12 protein-coding genes and 1 other RNA gene are annotated in these 18,628 nt (G+C 66.7%); 3 read left to right on the plus strand and 10 right to left on the minus strand.

The features are described from left to right. Positions 1–8: 8 nt before the first annotated feature. The 3 genes from rnpB to pyrC form a co-directional block, all read right to left on the minus strand. Positions 9–420: RNase P RNA component class A (gene rnpB / locus E9536_RS32505), an RNA gene on the minus strand. Positions 421–432: 12 nt separating this feature from the next. Further along, positions 433–1,323, minus strand: coding sequence for a DUF3025 domain-containing protein (locus E9536_RS32510; protein WP_136472149.1), 891 nt, complete (start codon positions 1,321–1,323; stop codon positions 433–435). After that, positions 1,320–2,384: a dihydroorotase gene (pyrC, locus tag E9536_RS32515; protein ID WP_136472151.1), complete on the minus strand. Its 1,065-nt coding sequence runs from the start codon at positions 2,382–2,384 to the stop codon at positions 1,320–1,322. Before pyrC ends, E9536_RS32510 begins: the two co-directional genes overlap by 4 nt. Before the next feature lie 205 nt (positions 2,385–2,589). On the opposite strand from pyrC, the gene E9536_RS32520 reads away from it, so the two are divergent. Together E9536_RS32520 and E9536_RS32525 are read left to right on the plus strand one after the other, a co-directional pair. Beyond that, a complete protein-coding gene (locus E9536_RS32520) occupies positions 2,590–3,501 on the plus strand; it encodes a class II glutamine amidotransferase (RefSeq protein WP_081066068.1) in 912 nt (303 codons plus the stop codon). Between the two features lie 581 nt (positions 3,502–4,082). Beyond that, a complete protein-coding gene (locus tag E9536_RS32525) occupies positions 4,083–9,350 on the plus strand; it encodes an autotransporter outer membrane beta-barrel domain-containing protein (protein ID WP_136472153.1) in 5,268 nt (1,755 codons plus the stop codon). Between the two features lie 82 nt (positions 9,351–9,432). On the opposite strand, the gene E9536_RS32530 is transcribed toward E9536_RS32525, so the two are convergent. From E9536_RS32530 to E9536_RS32555, 6 genes are all read right to left on the minus strand, one after another. Next, the gene (locus E9536_RS32530) at positions 9,433–10,158 is read right to left on the minus strand and encodes an amino acid ABC transporter ATP-binding protein (RefSeq protein WP_027788372.1); all 726 of its coding nucleotides are present in this window, start codon (positions 10,156–10,158) and stop codon (positions 9,433–9,435) included. After that, positions 10,155–10,832: a glutamate/aspartate ABC transporter permease GltK gene (gene gltK, locus E9536_RS32535; protein WP_059697820.1), complete on the minus strand. Its 678-nt coding sequence runs from the start codon at positions 10,830–10,832 to the stop codon at positions 10,155–10,157. The genes E9536_RS32530 and gltK overlap by 4 nt, the downstream gene beginning before the upstream one ends. Continuing rightward, positions 10,832–11,572, minus strand: a complete 741-nt coding sequence (locus tag E9536_RS32540) for an amino acid ABC transporter permease (RefSeq protein WP_027788374.1) — start codon at positions 11,570–11,572, stop codon at positions 10,832–10,834. The genes gltK and E9536_RS32540 overlap by 1 nt, the downstream gene beginning before the upstream one ends. A gap of 84 nt (positions 11,573–11,656) precedes the next feature. Next, complete coding sequence (locus tag E9536_RS32545) at positions 11,657–12,550, minus strand: glutamate/aspartate ABC transporter substrate-binding protein (RefSeq protein ID WP_027788375.1); 894 nt, start codon at positions 12,548–12,550, stop codon at positions 11,657–11,659. Between the two features lie 218 nt (positions 12,551–12,768). Then, positions 12,769–14,055 (minus strand): Glu/Leu/Phe/Val dehydrogenase, encoded by a 1,287-nt coding sequence (locus tag E9536_RS32550; RefSeq protein ID WP_021163078.1) that lies wholly within the window; start codon positions 14,053–14,055, stop codon positions 12,769–12,771. Between the two features lie 278 nt (positions 14,056–14,333). Further along, complete coding sequence (locus E9536_RS32555) at positions 14,334–15,287, minus strand: LysR substrate-binding domain-containing protein (RefSeq protein WP_027788376.1); 954 nt, start codon at positions 15,285–15,287, stop codon at positions 14,334–14,336. 230 nt (positions 15,288–15,517) lie between these two features. Between E9536_RS32555 and purB the strand changes: the two genes are divergently transcribed. Further along, positions 15,518–16,906, plus strand: coding sequence for an adenylosuccinate lyase (purB, locus tag E9536_RS32560; RefSeq protein WP_027788377.1), 1,389 nt, complete (start codon positions 15,518–15,520; stop codon positions 16,904–16,906). A gap of 74 nt (positions 16,907–16,980) precedes the next feature. On the opposite strand, the gene E9536_RS32565 is transcribed toward purB, so the two are convergent. Further along, positions 16,981–18,402 (minus strand): FAD-dependent oxidoreductase, encoded by a 1,422-nt coding sequence (locus E9536_RS32565; protein WP_136472155.1) that lies wholly within the window; start codon positions 18,400–18,402, stop codon positions 16,981–16,983. Positions 18,403–18,628 lie beyond the last annotated feature (226 nt).

An 18,628-nucleotide genomic window follows, 5' to 3' on the forward strand; every position in this document is an offset into this window, starting at 1 on the left:
CATTCGAACGGCAAAGCAGGCCGATAAGCCGGATTCTGTGCACGCTGCGCGCCGAAGCACGCAACGCGTGGCAGCCATTCCTCTAGGCGCGCCATTGCTGACGCGCTCAAGCTTCCTACCCGCAGACGAGACGGGGGCCCCGTCCTGCATCCGAAGATGCGCGCCTGCCTACTTGGAATTGCTCCGGGTGGAGGTTACCGTGCCGGCGAACGTCGCCGTCGCCGCGGTGCGCTCTTACCGCACCGTTTCACCCTTACCTGATCCCGGCTTGCGCCGGGCCATCGGCGGTTTGCTTTCTGTTGCCCTGTTCCGCGTGTCGCCACGGATGGCCGTTAGCCATCACCCTGCCCTGTGGAGTCCGGACTTTCCTCGCCCCCGCGCGCCCGAAGGCGGCGAGGCCGCGACTGCCTGGCCTGCTTTGCGACGCGCATTCTAGCACTGCGCGCCGCCGCCGGCAGCGCGCGAGCGGCGGCCGCTGCGAAATACGGCCGGATCGTCGTAGAACGCGGGCTCGACATTCGCATCGCACCAGCCCGGCACGCCGAGCACCGGAAGCGGCGCGAAATCGCGGCTCGTCAGCGCGCGCGTCGCGAGTTCCGCGGCGACACGGGCGTCGACATGCGCGATGCGTTGCGCGTCGGGCCACGAAAAATAGTCGGCGCCCACTTCGACGATCCACGTGTGCGCGGTGCAGGATTTGTAAGGCGCGACGAGTTTCTCGAGCAGCGCATGGCCGACCAGCCGCGCCTCGCAGCGCGTGCCCCACGCATCGCGCGCGGCGACCAGCAGCCGCAGCCAGTCGAACCCGCGCAGCGCGTCGGCGAGCGCACGGTCGGCCGTCACGAACAACGCGGCGTTCTCGTCGAACAGCGTGAGCGCGTCGCGCAACGTGCCGCGCACGGGGCCGACCCCGCCCGCCGCGTCGATCGCCGCGGCCTGGCGCGCGTTCAGTGCGGCCTTGACGCGCGGATACGCGAACCAGACGAGCGCGTTGAAGAAGTCGTGCAGATTGTGGCGGGTCGGGACACCGCCCGTCTCTGCGATATGGGTCTCGTACGCGACGCCGGGCGGCAATGCTGCCTGCGGCACGAACCGCAGCGGCCGGCCACGGCCGCTGGTGCGCGGGCCGTCGGGCCCGGTATCGCCCAGGGTGCCGTTCAGCGCGTCGAGCAGCGCGGCCTCGCCCGCCCTTGCGGCCGCCTGTACAACGCGGCCGGGGCCCGCGTACGGCGCGAGCCACGGCACGGACCAGTCGATCCGCGCAAAATCCGCCGCCCCGCTACCGGCCGCCTGGCCAGGTTCGCGCGGCGGCGCGAAGGTCACGCCAGTTTCCAGCCGATCGTCTCGCCGCCGCGCAGCGGCACGACGGGCGTATCGCCCGCGAAGATCTCGCGCGGCAACTCCCATGCCTCGCGACGCAGCGTGACCGTCTCGGCGCTGCGCGGCAGCCCGTAGAAATCGGCGCCGAAGAAGCTCGCGAAACCTTCCAGCTTGTCGAGCGCACCGGCGTGGTCGAACGCTTCCGCATACAGTTCGAGCGCATGCAGTGCCGTATAGCAGCCCGCGCAGCCGCACGCGGTTTCCTTCGCGTCGCGCGCATGCGGCGCGCTGTCGGTTCCGAGGAAGAAGCGCGGGTTGCCCGACGTCGCGGCCTCGACCAGCGCGACGCGATGCGTCTCGCGCTTCAGCACCGGCAGGCAGTAGTAATGCGGGCGAATCCCGCCGACGAACAGCGCATTGCGGTTGTACAGCAGGTGATGCGCGGTGATCGTCGCGCCGAGCAGGCCGGGCGCCGCATCGGCGTCGCGCACGTAGTCGGCCGCGTCCTTCGTCGTGATGTGTTCGAACACGATCTTCAGGCCCGGGAAATCGCGGCGCAGCGGCGTCATCACGCGGTCGATGAAGACCTTCTCGCGGTCGAACAGGTCGATCGATGCGTCGGTCACCTCGCCGTGCACGAGCAGCGGCATGCCGGTTTCCTGCATCGCCTCGAGCGTCTTCGCGCATTTCGCGAGATCGGTGACACCGTGGTCGGAATTCGTCGTCGCACCGGCCGGATACAGCTTCACGCCGTGCACGAAGCCGCTTTCGCGCGCGCGGCGGATCTCGTCGGGCGGCGTGTTGTCGGTCAGGTACAGCGTCATCAGCGGTTCGAACGTCATCCCGGCCGGCAGCGCGGCGAGGATGCGCTCGCGATAGGCCTGCGCCTGCGCGGTGGTCGTCACCGGCGGCTTCAGGTTCGGCATGACGATCGCACGGCCGAACTGGCGCGCGGTGTGCGGCAGCACGGCGGCCAGCATGTCGCCGTCTCGCAGGTGCAGGTGCCAGTCGTCGGGACGGGCGAGCGAGAGCGTCGCCGGGGAGGAAGCGTTCGAGGCAGTCATAGGAGGCGTCGTGAGGAACGTGCTTGCCGTTGGCGGGGCCGGAACACGCGTGCGCGGGCCGACTGACGGCAAACCGCAACACGGGGCCTTTGGCCAGCGGAATCCGCTTTTTACCGCTCAGGGCTCGGTGATATGCTAGAAGCCGCATTGTACCGGGGTTCGCCCGGTTCGTTACCCCCCGCCTGAGCCTGCTGCCCCAAGTAAAATGTGCCAACTCTTAGGAATGAACTGCGCCGCGCCGACGGACGTCACATTCTCCTTCACAGGTTTCGCGGCCCGGGGCGGGCTCACCGATCACCATGCCGACGGCTGGGGCATCGCGTTCTTCGAGGACAAGGCCTGCCGCCTGTTCATCGATCACCAGGCATCGGCCACGTCGCCGATCGCCGAAATGGTGAAGCGCTACCCGATCAAGTCCAAGAACACCATCGCGCACATCCGCAAGGCGACGCAGGGCCACATCCTGCTCGAGAACAGCCATCCGTTCATGCGCGAGCTGTGGGGGCGGCACTGGATCTTCGCGCATAACGGCGACCTCCAGGACTACGCGCCGGACATGGACGGCAGCGTCTATCATCCGGTCGGCACGACCGACAGCGAACAAGCGTTCTGCGTGCTGATGCAGGGGCTGCGCGAAGCGTTTCCCGGCGCGCAGCCGCCGTTGCCCGAGCTGTTCGAGCGCGTCGGCGAGCTGACACGCGGCATCACCGATCACGGCGTGTTCAATTTCCTGATGTCGAACGGCCAGGCACTGTTCGCGCACTGCTCGACGCGGCTGCACTACCTCGTGCGGCGCTGGCCGTTCTCGACCGCGCATCTCGTCGACGAAGACCTGTCGATCGACTTCGCGAAATACACGACGCCCGAGGATCGCGTCGCGGTGATCGCGACGCAACCGCTCACCGACAACGAAGTCTGGACCGCGTTCGAGCCGGGCGAACTGATCATGTTCCAGTGCGGCGACGTCGCCGCGCGGATGCGGATCCCGGTGCCCGAACGCGTGCTCGAGAAGCTGCGCAATCCGGCGCTCGACGCATCGGCGTCGGCGCCGCGTGACACGCGCGAGGCGCTCGCCACCGCCGCCGACGTCGATTCCGACGACGCGATCGACTTCTGAGCCCCGCGCGCCAGCGCCCTTCCCCTGTCAGCCGCTGTCCTGCAAATCGACGGCTCGCCGCCGGGTCATATCGCTCGCCCCGCGCCGATTCCGGTTCATCCGGGCCAGATTCCCGTATATCGAAGCGAAGCAGCACAACATTCGCCCGATTCGATTCGTTTCAATATAAAACGATCCAGGCGAGAAAATAATAAATCACTCAATCGGAATGCAGATAATCCGGGAACCGCATTTTAACGTATCGACCTGACGCAAACCGTGCGCCACCCCACTGATCCCGCGATCGCAAATTCGCACGCAAATAATCGGTCGAATCCTTACCCTGCAAGGCCTTCAGTTCGATTCGTCACACAATCAAAAAATACCGAATAAAAGCAGCACTATTGCCGCATTTGTTAGCTTCCCGACAATTCACCTCCTTCCCGATCAGTAGAGTCCGCTCATCCTCGGTGTAACGAATCGCGAATGACGGAGATACGGCCACGGACGCCACACATCCATTCACGCCATTCCCCACCGCGGATTGCGATTTCACCGCACCGCGGTGAAAACCACATCAAAACAAGAGAGAGGGGCTTGTCGTGAATCACTCATTTCGATCGATATGGAGCGAGACCACCGGCTGCTGGGTCGCGGTTGCGGAAACGGCGCGGGCGCGCGGCAAGCGGTCGGGCAGCCCATCCGGTGCAGGCCTTCGCGCCGCCCACGCGGCAGCGCGCCGGACGCCGCTTCGCGCCGCGGCACTCGGTGCCGTGCTGGCCATGCTGTCGGCAAGCTCCGCGTACGCATCGACGTGCGGCAGCGGCGCGGCCGTCGCGAGCGGCGGTACCTGCGCGCTCGGCAGCTTCAGCCCGACCGTCAATGACAACCTCGCCGGCGCCACGACCGTGTCGGGCGGCGACCGCGTCGGCCTGACGGGCGCATGGACCGGCGCAACCGGCGACATGGGCTATACGCCGATGCCGTTCGCCAACACGCCCATCATTTCAGGCAATCCGGATCAGCCGCTGGTGTCGCTCGGCGGCAAGACGCAGAGCGTCGGCACCCCCGACTCGATCACGGGCGGCCATACGTCCGTCGCCACTTACGACTCGACCGCGTTCGTCGCGTCGAACGCGGGCTCGACCGTCGTGCAGGTCTATCACGACGTGAACGGCGACCAGTACGTGAACACGCGCATCGGCACGGTCGCGAATTCGGGCGGCACGCTCGACGTATCGATCGGCAATCCCGCGAACGCGCCCGCGGCGACCGGCAACGCGATCACGATCGCGGCCAAGCAGACCGACCTGACCTACGCGGACGGCACCGGCTCGACACCGAGCGTCATCAACTGGAATTCACGGAACCAGGTCTGGTTCATCACCGGCGACTATCTGGCAAGCGGTGGCCCCGTCGGCCGCATCGAGCTCGACGTGCCGACCTACGCGGGCACCTTCACCGCGTTCGACGGCAGCAAGTGGACCGTCACCGACGCCGCGTCGCTCGCCGCGTACAACAACTTTCTCGTGCATTCGGTCCAGAACGGCGCACTCGGCTCGCAGGCAGCCTACGACAATGCGTTCGGCCAGGCCGTGACGTTCGCCACGCAAACCTTCGAGTATGCGAACAACGTGTCGCCCGACGACAAGAACGCGCTCCCCAGAAACTATCCGTCGGTGATGCACGGCACGGGCGCGAACGCGACGCTGCACATCGGCAAGGACGGCCAGATCGACTTCCGCGGCGCCAATACGATCGACGCGAGCGCGGCCGTCGTCGCGGAAAACGGCGCGCACTTCGTCAACGACGGGCGCCTGTCGGGCGACTTCACCCTGGTGCGCCTGTTGAGCGGCGCGAGCGGCGTCAACAACGGCGTGATTTCGTCCGGTTACACGTCGGGCGACAATGTCGGCACGGGCGGCACCGCACCGCCCGACAATTTCGGCCTCGATACGTACGTCGAAGGCAGCGGCGTGTATGCCAACGGTACGGGCACCACGTTCGTCAACAACGGCGTGATGAACGTCGGTGCGTGGAATCTCGACCACAACCGGCTCGACCTGCAGAACTACGCGATCGCCGCGACCGACGGCGCGAGCGCATCGAACGTCGGCACGATCAACGTCGGCGTCAACGCGACGACGCTCGACAGCCAGGTGATCGGCGGCCTCGTCGCCGGCGGCAGCTTCACGAACGAAGCCGGCGGCACGATCTATCTCGGCCGCGCGGCCCAGTACGATGCCGGCACGCCGGAGGCCGCGAACGACGTCGCGCTGTCCACGCACGCATACGGCATCCTGCTCGGCCCGTCGGGCACCGCGAACAACCTCGGCACGATCGTGATCGGTTCGCAGACGCAGAACGGCGCCGCCATGGCGAGCATCAACTCGTCGTCCGGCACGCTGACCAACGCGGGTTCGATCGTCGTCAACGGTGCCGCGCCCGGCACGCCGCTCGCCAACGTCGGCATGCTCGCGGCCAACACGGCGGCGACCGTGACCAACACCGGCACCATCACGCTGAACGGCGTAAACGGCATCGGCATCATGGTCGTCGGGACCGGCACGAACGCGACGGCCGCGACCTCGACCGGCACGATCAACGTGGCCGGCGGCCTCGATCCCGCATCGGGCACACGAAACTACGGCGTGTGGGCCGAGGGGCCGCACGCGAAAGCCACGCTCGACGGCGCACTCAACCTGACGGGCACCGGCGCGATCGGCGTGCACGCGCGCTCGGGCGCGACGATCGACGTCGGCGCCAACGCGGTGCCGGCGTTCATGTCGGGCACCAGCCAGATCGGCTTCTATGCCTATGGCGCCGGCTCGAAGATCAACGTCGCCGCGCAGCACCTGAGCGTCGACACCGACGATTCGACGCTGTTCCGAGTCGCAGGCGGCGCTGCCTACACGGGCGCGTCGGCAGCCGGAACGCTGACGACCGACGTCAACGGCCAGCGCGCGCACGGCGTGCTCGCGACCGACGCCGGCACCGTGCTGTCGACCGGTAACGCGATCTACAACGTCAACGGCGCGAACGGGATCGCGATCGGCGTCGAGGGCGGCGCGCAAGGCACGATCGACGCGGGCGCGACGATCAACCTGAATGCCGCAGGCGCGATCGCAGGCGTCGTCGACGGCCAGGCGCACGACCTCGCCGGCGCCAATGCCGGCGCGCCGGTCGCGACGACGCTGACCAACGACGCGGCCGTTACGTCGTCGACCGCGGGCGTGACGGGCTTCGTCGCGCAGAACCTCGGCACGCTCGAGAACCGCGACTCGGTGCTGCTGACGGGCGCCGGCTCGACGGGCGTCGTGGTCGGCACGCTCGGCACGGTGAACAACGCGTCGACGATCCGCGTATCGAACGGCGCCGGTGCGCTCGTGCAGGGCGCGTCGGCCACGCTGGCCAACGCGGGTTCGATCGAAGCCGATGACGGCGTCGCGGGCGTGCGTCTGACGGGTGCCGGCGCATCGGTCGCGCTGTCGGGCACCGGCACCGTGATCGCGAACGGCAGCGCCGACGGCGTGCTGATCGACTCGACCGTATCGGGCGGCGGGATCGCGGCCGGTGCGGCGTCGATCGCGGCCGGCGGCTCGGGCAGCGGGATTCACAACCTCGGCACGAATACGACGATCGCGCTGTCCGGCACACAGGTCACGACGACCGGCGGCGGCGCGAACGGCATCGTGTCGACGGGCGGTGGCGCGCGCATCGCGGCCGACGCGGCGACGGTCGTGCGCACCGCCGGCAGCAACGCGCTCGGCGTCCACGTGACGGGCGCGGATTCGACGCTCGCGGCGACCGGCACGACCGTCGCGACGACGGGTGCCGGCGCACACGCGATCGTCATGGATGGCGGTGCGACGGCCCTGCTGTCGGCCGCGAAGATCGCCGCATCGGGGAGCCTGGCCGACGGCATCGTCGCACGCAACGGCGGCCGCATCGGCGATACGGGCTCGACGATCGCCAGTGCCGCCGGCAACGGCGCAACCGCCGACAGCGGCGGCGTGCTCGCACTGACCGGCACGACGCTCAAGGGCGCGGCGGCCGGCGTGCTGACGTCCGATACGCTCGCAAACAGCGCGACGAGTTCGGTGCTCGTCGACGGCGGCAGCGTGACGTCCGCGACCGGCCCAGCCTTCGCCGCGCGCGGCGGCACGGCCGACATCGCGGTGCGCAACGGCACGGTCGTGACGGCCGGCAACGGTACGCTGCTCGACCTGTCGAACGGCAGCAACGCCACCTTCACCGCCTCGGCCGTGAACCTGGCCGGCGACATCGTCTCGGACGCCTCGAGCACCGGCAACGTGCGCCTCGCGAACGGCACGACCCTGACCGGCAAGATCGACCCGGTCGCACTGACCGTCGACTCCACCAGCACGTGGCGCATGACGGGCAGCTCCGTGCTGAGCAGCCTGAACAACGCGGGCCTGGTCGCATTCGCCGCACCGACCGGTTCGCCGACGCTCGCGGGCAGCTACAAGACGCTCACGACCGGCAGCTACGTCGGCAACGGCGGCACGATCGCGCTCAACACGTTCCTCGGCGCCGACGCATCGCCGACCGACCGGGTGATCGTGAACGGCGGCACGGCAAGCGGCACGACGGGCCTGAAGATCGCCAACACGGCCGGCACCGGCGCGCAGACGAAGGGCGACGGGATTCCGGTGGTCGTCACGACCAACGGCGGCACGACCACCGCATCGGCATTCCAGCTCGCCGGGCCCGTGCAGGCGGGCGCGTACGAATACCGGCTCTATCGCGGCGGGCAAGGCGACGCGAACGGCTGGTACCTGCGCTCGCAACTCGATCCGTCGGACCCGGGCGACCCGATCCACCCGTCCGGTGGCGGCGACGGCGGCGGGAACGGCAACGGCAACGGCGGCACGCTCGCGTATCGCCCCGGGGTCGCCGGCTACGCGCTCACGCCGCTGCTGAACGCCGACTACGGCTTCTCGACGCTCGGCAAGCTGCACGAGCGCGTCGGCGACATCGCCAACCTCGACAAGCAGCAGCCCGGCAATCGCGACGGCGTATGGGGGCGTATCGGCGGCCAGAGCCTCGACGCGAACGCGGGCCGCTTCGCGGCCGACGAGCGCACCTTCTTCGCGCAGTTCGGCAAGGACTGGACGCTCGACCAGGCGCCGAACGGCGCCGGCAGCACACATGCGGGCGTGACGGCCAGCATCGGCGTGTCGAACGCGAGCTTCAGCGACATGGCACGCGCCGATACGGCCAACCTGTCGACGTCGACGGGCTCGGTCGAGATGCACGCGCAGAGCGTCGGCGGCTACTGGACGAAGTACCTGTCCGACGGCACGTACTTCGACAGCGTCGGGCAGGTCACGCACTACGGCAACCGCTATCGCGACAGCTACGGCAACGAGGCGTCGCAAAACGGCTTCGGCGTCGCGCTGTCGCAGGAAGTCGGCAAGCCCTTCGCGATCGGCGGCCTGCCGGTCGCGGTCGAGCCGCAGGCGCAGCTGATGTACCAGTACCTGAAGCTGAACGGGTTCAACGACAACGTATCGGCGGTATCGGGTACGACGACGAACGCGCTGCGCGGCCGCGTCGGGGTGCGCATCTTCCGGCCGAACCTGCAGTCCGGTTCGGGCGGCAGCGCTGCCACGCCGTACTTCACGGCCGACGTGCTGCACGACTTCCTGTCGCCGGGCCAGACCGTCGTCGGCGGCACGCCGTTCGCGACGCATCTCGGCCGCACGTGGTACGAACTCGGCGTCGGCGTGACCGCGAGCTTCGGCAAGTCAGGCGAGCTGTACGCGAACGCGAAGATCGCGCGCAACATCGGCGGCGACTATCGGCGCGGCATCGTCGGGCAGGTCGGCTACCGCTACAGCTGGTAACGCCCGCGAACGGCGGACAGCGGACGAAAAAAAACCGCCCGGCGCTCGGCCGGGCGGTGTTCGCATCGACGCGCGTGAACGCTCAGTGCAGGATCTTCGCGAGGAAGTCCTTCGCGCGTTCCGATTTCGGATTCGAGAAGAAATCGTCCTTGCGGTCGTCCTCGACGATCGCGCCCTTGTCCATGAAGATCACGCGATGCGCGACCTTCTTCGCGAAGCCCATCTCGTGCGTGACGACCATCATCGTCATCCCTTCCTGCGCGAGTTCGACCATCACGTCGAGCACTTCGTTGATCATCTCGGGGTCGAGCGCGGACGTCGGTTCGTCGAACAGCATCGCGATCGGATCCATCGACAGCGCGCGCGCGATCGCGACACGCTGCTGCTGGCCGCCCGACAACTGGCCCGGGAACTTGTGCGCGTGCGCCTTCAGGCCGACGCGGTCGAGCAGCTTCAGGCCCTTCTCGTTCGCCTCGTCCTTGCCGCGGCCGAGCACCTTGATCTGCGCGAGCGTCAGGTTCTCGGTGATCGACAGGTGCGGGAACAGCTCGAAATGCTGGAACACCATCCCGACCTTCGAGCGCAGCTTCGACAGGTTCGTCTTCTTGTCGCCGACCGACTGGCCGTTCACGAGGATCTCGCCCTGCTGGAACGGCTCGAGACCGTTCACGGTCTTGATCAGCGTCGACTTGCCCGAGCCCGACGGGCCGCACACGACGACCACTTCGCCTTTCTTGACCTCGGTCGTGCAGTCGGTGAGGACCTGAAACTGGCCGTACCACTTCGAAACGTTCTTGATGGAAATCATCTTGTGACCTTTTTCTGGAGACCCTTGACGAGAGCAGACGCCAACGAGCAAATCACGAAATAGCATGCGCCGGCGAACAGGACCATCTCGACGGTCGTGCCGTCGCGATCGCCGATGTTGGCCGCCGTGCGGAAGAAGTCCGCGAGGCTGATCACGTACACGAGCGACGTATCCTGGAACAGGACGATCGCCTGCGTGAGCAGCAGCGGCACCATCGCGCGGAACGCCTGCGGCAGGATCACGAGGCGCATCGCCTGCGCGTAGTTCATGCCGAGCGCGAACGCGGCGTTCACCTGCCCGCGCGGCACCGCCTGGATACCGGCGCGGATGATCTCGGAATAATACGCGGCTTCGAACAGCGAGAACGCGACCATCGCCGATGCAAGCCGGATGTCGATCGTCGGCGACAGCCCGAGCACGCCCTGCAGCACCTGCGGCACGATCAGGAAGAACCACAGCAGCACCATCACGAGCGGGATCGAGCGGAACACCGTCACGTACGCCTTCGCGAACCACGCGAGCGGCTTCACGCCGGACAGCCGCAGCAGCGCCAGCAGCGTGCCCCAGACGATGCCGACGACGATCGCGATCAGCGTGATCTTGAACGTGACGACCGCGCCCGTCCACAGCGTCGGTATCGCGCCGGGAATACTACTCCAGTCGAACTGATGCATCACTTGCCTCCGATATAGCCGGGCAGCCGCGTGCGGCCTTCGATCCAGCGCATGAACGCCATCACGACGAGGTTGATGATCACGTAGGCGAGCGTCACCGCGATGAAGGATTCATACGTCTGCGCGGTGTAGTCGACGAGCTGGCGCGCTTGCGCGGACAGGTCGAGCAGGCCGATCGTCGACGCGACCGCGGAGTTCTTGAAGATGTTCAGGAATTCCGACGTGAGCGGCGGCACGATGATCCGGTACGCGACGGGCAGCAGCACATAGCGGTACGTCTGCCATTGCGTGAAGCCCATCGCGAGGCCGGCGGCGCGCTGGCCCTTCGGCAGCGCGTTGATCCCCGAGCGCACCTGTTCGCACACGCGCGCGCCCGTGAACAGGCCGAGACAGATGATCGACGCGGTGAAGAACTGCGTGGTGGGCGGCAACTGCTTGATCCAGGTGCCGATCGACGCGGGCAGCAGCTCGGGTATCACGAGATACCAGACGAAGAACTGCACGATCAGCGGAATGTTCCGGAAGATCGACACGTACACGGTGCCGATCGCGGACAGCCATTTGTTCGGCACGGTGCGCAGCACGCCGAACAGCGACCCGACGATCAGCGCGATGACCCAGGCGACGAGCGACACTTCGATCGTCACCCAGAAGCCGGACATCAGCCATCCGAAATAAGTCGTCGGCTCGCCGGTCGACACGGGGCTCAGGAAGATGCCCCAGTTCCAGTGGTAAGACATGGGCAAGACTCCAGCAAAAAGAGACGGAAGAAGCGTGGCCTCTTCCGTCTCATTAGCGTCATTTCTGCATCAACGGCCGTGCGGTCAGTCGAGCGCCTTGTCGTTCGGGTTCGCGTACAGCTTCTTCATCGAATCGGACAGCGGGAAGTTCAGGTTCAGCCCCTTCGGCGGGATCGGGTTCTCGAACCACTTCGCGTAGATCTTCGCGGCTTCGCCCGACTTCTCGACTTGCGAGATCGCGTCGTCGACGACCTTCTTGAAGTCCGCATCGCCCTTGCGCATCATGCAGCCGTACGCTTCTTCCGATTGCGGCGTGCCGACGATCACCCACTCGCCCGGCTGCTTCGCCTTCGCGCGCTCGCCTGCGAGCAGCGCGTCATCCATCATGAACGCGACCGCGCGGCCCGATTCCAGCGTGTTGAAGGAATCGCCGTGATCCTTCGCGCTGATGATGTTCATGCCGAGTTGCTTGTCGTTGTTCATCTTGCGCAGCAGGCGCTCCGACGTCGTGCCGGCAGTCGTCACGACCGTCTTGCCCTTCAGGTCGGCGAAATCCTTGACGCCCGAATCCTTCTTCGTCATCAGGCGCGTGCCGATCACGAAGATCGTGTCGGAGAACGCGGCCTGCTGCTGGCGCTCGGTGTTGTTGGTCGTCGAGCCGCACTCGATGTCCACCGTGCCGTTCTGCACGAGCGGGATGCGGTTCTGCGACGTGACCGGGATGTTCTTGACCTGCAGGTTCGGCAGGTTCAGCTTCTTCTTCACCGCGTCGACCACCTTCAGCTGGAATTCGCGCGAATAGCCGACAACCTGCTGGTTCTGGTCGTAGTAGGAGAACGGAATCGACGATTCGCGGTGGCCCAGCGAGATCACGCCCGTGTCCTTGATCTTCTTCAGCGTGCCCGTCTCCTGAGCATGCGCGCCGCTTGCGAACGCGCAAAGCGCCGCGACCATCAGGACTGCCTTTTGGTATTTCATTTTGGTCATCTCCTTGGCTAAAACCCGCGCCAGTGTATCAAAGTAATATTTTTGAAAGTACTGTTGTTTACCGCACGTCGCAGCGCCCCTGACAAAGCCTCCCTCCCGGCTCCAGGCGCCCCGAATGCGCGCGCGGGCGATGCCGGATTCGGCACCGCCCGCGAGGGTTCATATCCGCAACCGGGTGGATTGCGTCATGAATGGATCATAGTCAATGATCAGGGGTAGAGGCCACGCATTTCGCGCGCCATCAGGATGCGCTTGCACGCCACGATGAACGCCGCCGTACGCACCGACACCTTGTGCTCTTCCGCGACCGCCCACACGCCGGAGAACGCTTCGCGCATCACGCGCTCGAGACGGTGGTTGATCTCGTCTTCCGTCCAGAAGAAGCTCGAGAAATCCTGCACCCACTCGAAGTACGACACGGTCACGCCGCCCGCATTCGCGATCACGTCCGGGATCACGAGCACGCCGTTCGCGGTCAGGATGTCGTCCGCCGCCGTCGTCGTCGGGCCGTTCGCGCCTTCGACGATGATCTTCGTGCGGATCTTCGCTGCGTTCTTCTCGGTGATCTGGTTTTCCAGTGCCGCCGGGATCAGGATGTCGGTTTCGACCGTCCAGAACTCGTCGTTCGGCATCGGCTCCGCGCCTTCGAAGCCCGCGACGCCGCCCGTGCGGGCAACGTGGTCGAGCAGCTTGTTCGAATCGAGGCCGGCCGGCTGGTAGATCGTGCCCGTGTGATCCTGCACCGCGATCACCTTCGAACCCGCTTCCTGGAACAGCTTCGCCGCGATGCCGCCGACGTTGCCGAAGCCCTGCACCGCGATGCGTGCGCCTTCGATTTCCAGGCCCTTCTTCTTCGCCGCTTCGGAGCCGACGACGAACACGCCGCGGCCCGTTGCTTCCTTGCGGCCGAGCGAACCGCCGAGCGCGATCGGCTTGCCGGTCACGACGCCGGTCGACGTCTGGCCCTGGTTCATCGAGTACGTGTCCATCATCCACGCCATCACCTGTTCGTTGGTGTTGACGTCCGGTGCCGGAATGTCGGTGTTCGGGCCGATGATGATGCCGATTTCGCTGGTGTAGCGGCGCGTGACGCGCTCGAGCTCACCACGCGACAGCTTGCGCGGGTCGACGCGGATGCCGCCCTTCGCGCCGCCGTACGGCACGTTCACTGCTGCGTTCTTCACGGACATCCATGCCGACAGCGCCATCACTTCCGACAGCGTCACGTCCTGGTGGTAGCGCACGCCGCCCTTGCCCGGGCCGCGCGACACGTTGTGCTGCACGCGATAGCCTTCGAAGTGCGCGACGGTCCCGTTGTCGAGCTCGATGGGGCAGTCGACGATCAGGATACGCTTCGGACGCTTCAGCGTTTCGAGCCAGCGCGACAGCGAGCCGAGGTACGGTGCGACGCGATCGACCTGCTGAAGGTAGTTGCCCCACGGGCCGAGATCGTCGGCGTGCAGGTAGGACGGGATGGACTGCTGTTGCGAAGACATGGATGCTCCAACGTTCAACGAAGTGCGCACATTGTCGAAAAACCCGTTTTTTTTATCCAATGCCGTTTGCTTATTCGATTATGCGTTTCTTGCATGATCGCGATTTTTCGCAAATCTGCGGTCGATTTGCGCAAGAACGCCCGCGATCGGCCGTGCATCGCGTGCTCGAGAAATCGTGTTGCGCGGGCGCGGGCCGGCCGCCGGGCAGGTGCCCGACAGGCACCGCAAGCCCGACGACAGCCGGCCGGGCCGGACGATCGACGGTTAACCGCCCACGGTTAACCCGCGGATTCGCGCAGTTCGTCGCGCACGACGTCCCACAGCGCACGCACGAGCTTCTGTCGTGGATCGTCGCCCTGCAGCGCGAGCTTGTCGCAGTACAGCCGGATCTCCATCGTCAGCGTGAACGGATGCGCGCCGCCGCGCACCGACCGGTCGAGCCGGATCAGGCGGCCGCCCGCCACCGCATCCTCGACCGCGCTGTGCGGCAGGAACGCGACGCCGTGGCCCGCGAGCGCCATCGCCTTCAGCCCTTCGGCCATGTCGGTTTCATAGACGCGATCGAGGAACAGCGGCGTCGACGCATTCGCGACGATGACCTCCGTCATCCGGCCGAGATACGCGTTCGGCGTATATGACAGGTACGGCACGCGCGCGTCGGCCGTGCCGGGCAGCGTATAGCGCGGCCGCCCCGCGCGGCCCGGGGCCGAGAACGGGCTGATCGGCTCGCTGCCGAGGATCAGCATGTCGTAGCGCGCCGGGTCGAGCGCAACGGGATGGCTCGGATGGTGGTAGCCCATCACGAGATCGCAGCCGCCCTCGACGAGCGACAGCACCGCATCGTGCACGTTCAGCGCGCGCAGCCGCGTGTGAACCTGGCCCATCTTCGCCTCGATCCGCTGCAGCCAGCGCGGGAAATACGTGAGCGACAGCGTGTGCGGCACCGCGAACTCGATCGTCGGCACCGGCGCGCCGACGTGGCCGCGCAGCAGCGTGCGCGCCTCGTGCGCCTGCGACAGCATCGTCAGCGCCTGCTCGTAGAAGATCTGCCCGGCCTGCGTCAGCCGCGTCGGATAGACCGAACGATCGATCAATTCGGTCGCGAGCCATGCCTCGAGCGCCTGGATACGCCGCGAAAACGCCGGCTGCGACACGTGCCGCAGCTCGGCGGACCGGCTAAAGCTGCGCGTTTCCGCGAGCGAAACGAAGTCTTCGAGCCATTTCAGTTCCATGCAGGCGGGCGCGGCGGGCGGCGGTCGGGAAGAAGCCTGCATTCTACCGGCGGGCGGGCCCGGCCGGCGGCCGCGCAAGCGGCCCGGCGCGCTGCCGGATGCGGGCGCCGGCATGGCGTCGGCACGCGGCGGCGGCGGCTCGCCGGGCGCGGCCGGAATCGTCCCGCGCCGATGGTAAAATGCCGGATTCTCCCTCCTCGCTCGACCCGGCCCTCAAAGCCCGCCCGATCATGTCCGACACTCGTCCCGATACGCTTTTCGCCCTCACCGCGCTCTCGCCCATCGACGGCCGCTACGCCAGCAAGACCGAAGCGCTGCGCGACTGGCTCTCCGAAGCCGCCTTCATGCGCCACCGCGTCACCGTCGAGGTGCACTGGCTGATCGCGCTGTCGCGCGCCGGCTTCGCGGAAGTCCCGCGCTTCTCGGAAGCCTCCGAGCAGTTTCTGCTGCAGCTCGCCGAGCGCTTCACCGCCCACGACGCCGCGCGCATCAAGGAAATCGAGCGCGTGACGAACCACGACGTGAAGGCCGTCGAATACTGGCTGAAGGAATCGGTGAAGGGCCAGGAAGAACTCGAAAAGGCCAGCGAATTCATCCACTTCGCGTGCACGTCCGAGGACATCAACAACACGTCGCACGGGATGATGCTCGCCGGTGCGCGCACGCACGTGATCGTGCCGGCGCTGCGCACGGTCCACCAGCGCCTCGTCGCGCTCGCGCACGCGCTGGCCGACCAGCCGATGCTGTCGCGCACGCACGGCCAGCCGGCCAGCCCGACGACGCTCGGCAAGGAGCTCGCGAACGTCGCGGCCCGTCTCGACCGCGCGATCGCGCGCATCGAGAAGGTCGAGATCCTCGGCAAGATGAACGGCGCGGTCGGCAACTTCAACGCGCACCTGTCCGCGTATCCGGAATTCGACTGGGAAGCGTTCTCGCGCGACGTGATCGAAAACCGCCTGAAGCTCACGTTCAACCCGTACACGATCCAGATCGAGCCGCACGACTACATGGCCGAGCTGTTCGACGCCGTGGCACGGGCGAACACGATCCTGCTCGACCTCGACCGCGACGTGTGGGGCTACATCTCGGTCGGCTACTTCAAGCAGAAGACGAAGGCCGGCGAGATCGGCTCGTCGACGATGCCGCACAAGGTCAACCCGATCGATTTCGAGAACTCGGAAGGCAACCTCGGCCTCGCGAACGCGACGCTGCGCCACCTCGCCGACAAGCTGCCGGTGTCGCGCTGGCAGCGCGACCTGACCGACTCGACGGTGCTGCGCAACATGGGCGTCGCGCTCGGCTACTCGCTGCTCGCATACGACTCGCTGATCCGCGGCCTCGACAAGCTCGAAGTGAACCCGCAGCGCCTGAACGAAGATCTCGACAACTGCTGGGAAGTGCTCGCCGAGCCGGTGCAGACGGTGATGCGCCGCTACGGCATCGAGAACCCGTACGAGCAGCTGAAGGAACTGACGCGCGGCAAGGGCATCACGCGCGAAGCGCTGCAGGAATTCGTCGGCACGCTCGCGATCCCGCAAGACGCGAAGGATCGCCTGCTCGCGATGACGCCTGCGTCGTACATCGGCAAGGCCGTCGAACTCGCGAAGCGGATCGCGTAAGCGCCCGTCTCCGTACGTAAAAAAGCCCGATGCGAGCAATCGCATCGGGCTTTTTCATTGCGTGCCGCGTCCGCTCAGAACGAAATCATCCGCCCCGGATTGAGCGCGCTCATCACGCTCATCGCAGCCTTCGCGGCCGGGATCGCGATCGGCGACAACTGGCGCCCAAGCGGAATCGCGCGATGGTCGATGCCGGTCAGCATCGAGAAATCGTCGTTGCGTCCGACGAAATCGTCGCAGATCGCCTTGCCGATCCGCACCGTCTGCGCGACGCCGTGGCCGCTCCAGCCCTGCACCATGTACATCGGCACGCGGCCGTCGGTCTTGCGGCTGTCGGTCGCGCCGTTCAGCGTGAAGTCGCTGACGCCGCTCCAGCAATAATCGAGCGCGAACTGGCCGTCGACCTGCGGGAACACCGTGTTCAGCCGCGTCAGCAGATACGCGTTGACGTCGGGCTGCGCCCAGCACGTGCCGGTGCCCTGCCCGCCGAACAGCAGGCGGTTGCCGCGTACCGGCCGGTAGTAGTCGATCTGGAACTGCGTGTCGTACACGGGCATGCCGGCCGGCATCAGCGTCGCGACGTCGACGTCGAGCGGCGCCGTCACGCTCACATAGGTAAAGAACGGCACGGTCGTCGCGGCGCCGTCGTCGAGCAGCCGGAACGTCGTGTTGTGCAGCGCGAGCACGACGCCCTTGCGGGCGGTGATCGTGCCGCCCGGCGTCGTCGCGACGACGCCCGCGGGCGTCTCGTCGAGCTCGAGTACCTCGGTGCCCTCGTACAGCGTGCCGCCGTTAAGGCGGAAACCGTGGACGAGCCCGCGCACCAGCGCGAGCGGATGGATCTGCCCGCCGATCGCATCGATCGCCGCGCCGTGGTACAGCCCCGAACGCACGTATTCGTCGTGCAGCTGATGGCGGCCGACGAGCGTCACGCCCGCGTCGCCGAGATGACGGCGCGCATCCGAGCCGTCCAGCAGCGCACTCATGTGCCCGGGGTGGACGGCCGCCGTGATGTGCCCGCGTTTGCGGTCAAGCTCGAGCGCGTAACGCGCACCGATCGTATCGATCAGGTCCATCGATTCGGTCGACGCGAAGCGCCACAGCCGCTTCGCGTCGTCGTGCGACAGGTGGTCGATCATGTCGGCCGCTTCCCAGCGCGCGAGGCCGGGCGTCAGTTGCCCACCGTTGCGCCCCGATGCGGCCGAGCCGACGTGGTGCTTGTCGACGAGGATCGTGTCGACGCCCGCTTCGGCGAGATGCAGTGCGGCCGATGCGCCGAGCAGACCCGCGCCGATCACGAGCACGTCGCATACCGCGTCGTGCGCGAGCGGCGCGGTGTTTTCATGGCGCGACAGCGACGCCTCGTACCAGTTCGCCGGGCGCTCGCCGTCGTGACGGGCCGGATCGCACCAGTTCCAGTTGTCTTTTTCGATGTTCAGTTGCGTTTGCTCGAAACGCGATTCGCCCTGGATCAGGGGTTGATTGTTGAAAGTCATGATTGCACTTGCATGGTCTTGGGCCGCCTGTCGAAGAGCCTTCTGGCTTCGCGGGTGGGGCAGCCGGTTCCACATGGGTGTCAACGAGAAAAGGGGCGCGATGGCCCGTGTTGACGGCGGGCACGCTCGTGCCGCCTGGATCCCGGACTGTGCGAAAGCACGTATTGAAAGGTGCCGGGACACCCAATTTCTACACCGCAGAAATAATTCTACAGTGTAGAATCAG

This window comes from Burkholderia sp. LS-044, assembly GCF_004803625.1.
Taxonomy (GTDB): domain Bacteria; phylum Pseudomonadota; class Gammaproteobacteria; order Burkholderiales; family Burkholderiaceae; genus Burkholderia; species Burkholderia cepacia.

Coding starts and splice junctions, on each gene's coding strand:
- gltK (WP_059697820.1), bottom strand. CDS start 10,832: ATGCATCAGTTCGACTGGAGTAGTATTCCCGGCGCGATACCGACGCTG.
- E9536_RS32565 (WP_136472155.1), bottom strand. CDS start 18,402: ATGACTTTCAACAATCAACCCCTGATCCAGGGCGAATCGCGTTTCGAG.
- E9536_RS32555 (WP_027788376.1), bottom strand. CDS start 15,287: ATGGAACTGAAATGGCTCGAAGACTTCGTTTCGCTCGCGGAAACGCGC.
- E9536_RS32530 (WP_027788372.1), bottom strand. CDS start 10,158: ATGATTTCCATCAAGAACGTTTCGAAGTGGTACGGCCAGTTTCAGGTC.
- pyrC (WP_136472151.1), bottom strand. CDS start 2,384: ATGACTGCCTCGAACGCTTCCTCCCCGGCGACGCTCTCGCTCGCCCGT.
- E9536_RS32545 (WP_027788375.1), bottom strand. CDS start 12,550: ATGAAATACCAAAAGGCAGTCCTGATGGTCGCGGCGCTTTGCGCGTTC.
- E9536_RS32550 (WP_021163078.1), bottom strand. CDS start 14,055: ATGTCTTCGCAACAGCAGTCCATCCCGTCCTACCTGCACGCCGACGAT.
- E9536_RS32520 (WP_081066068.1), top strand. CDS start 2,590: ATGTGCCAACTCTTAGGAATGAACTGCGCCGCGCCGACGGACGTCACA.
- E9536_RS32540 (WP_027788374.1), bottom strand. CDS start 11,572: ATGTCTTACCACTGGAACTGGGGCATCTTCCTGAGCCCCGTGTCGACC.
- purB (WP_027788377.1), top strand. CDS start 15,518: ATGTCCGACACTCGTCCCGATACGCTTTTCGCCCTCACCGCGCTCTCG.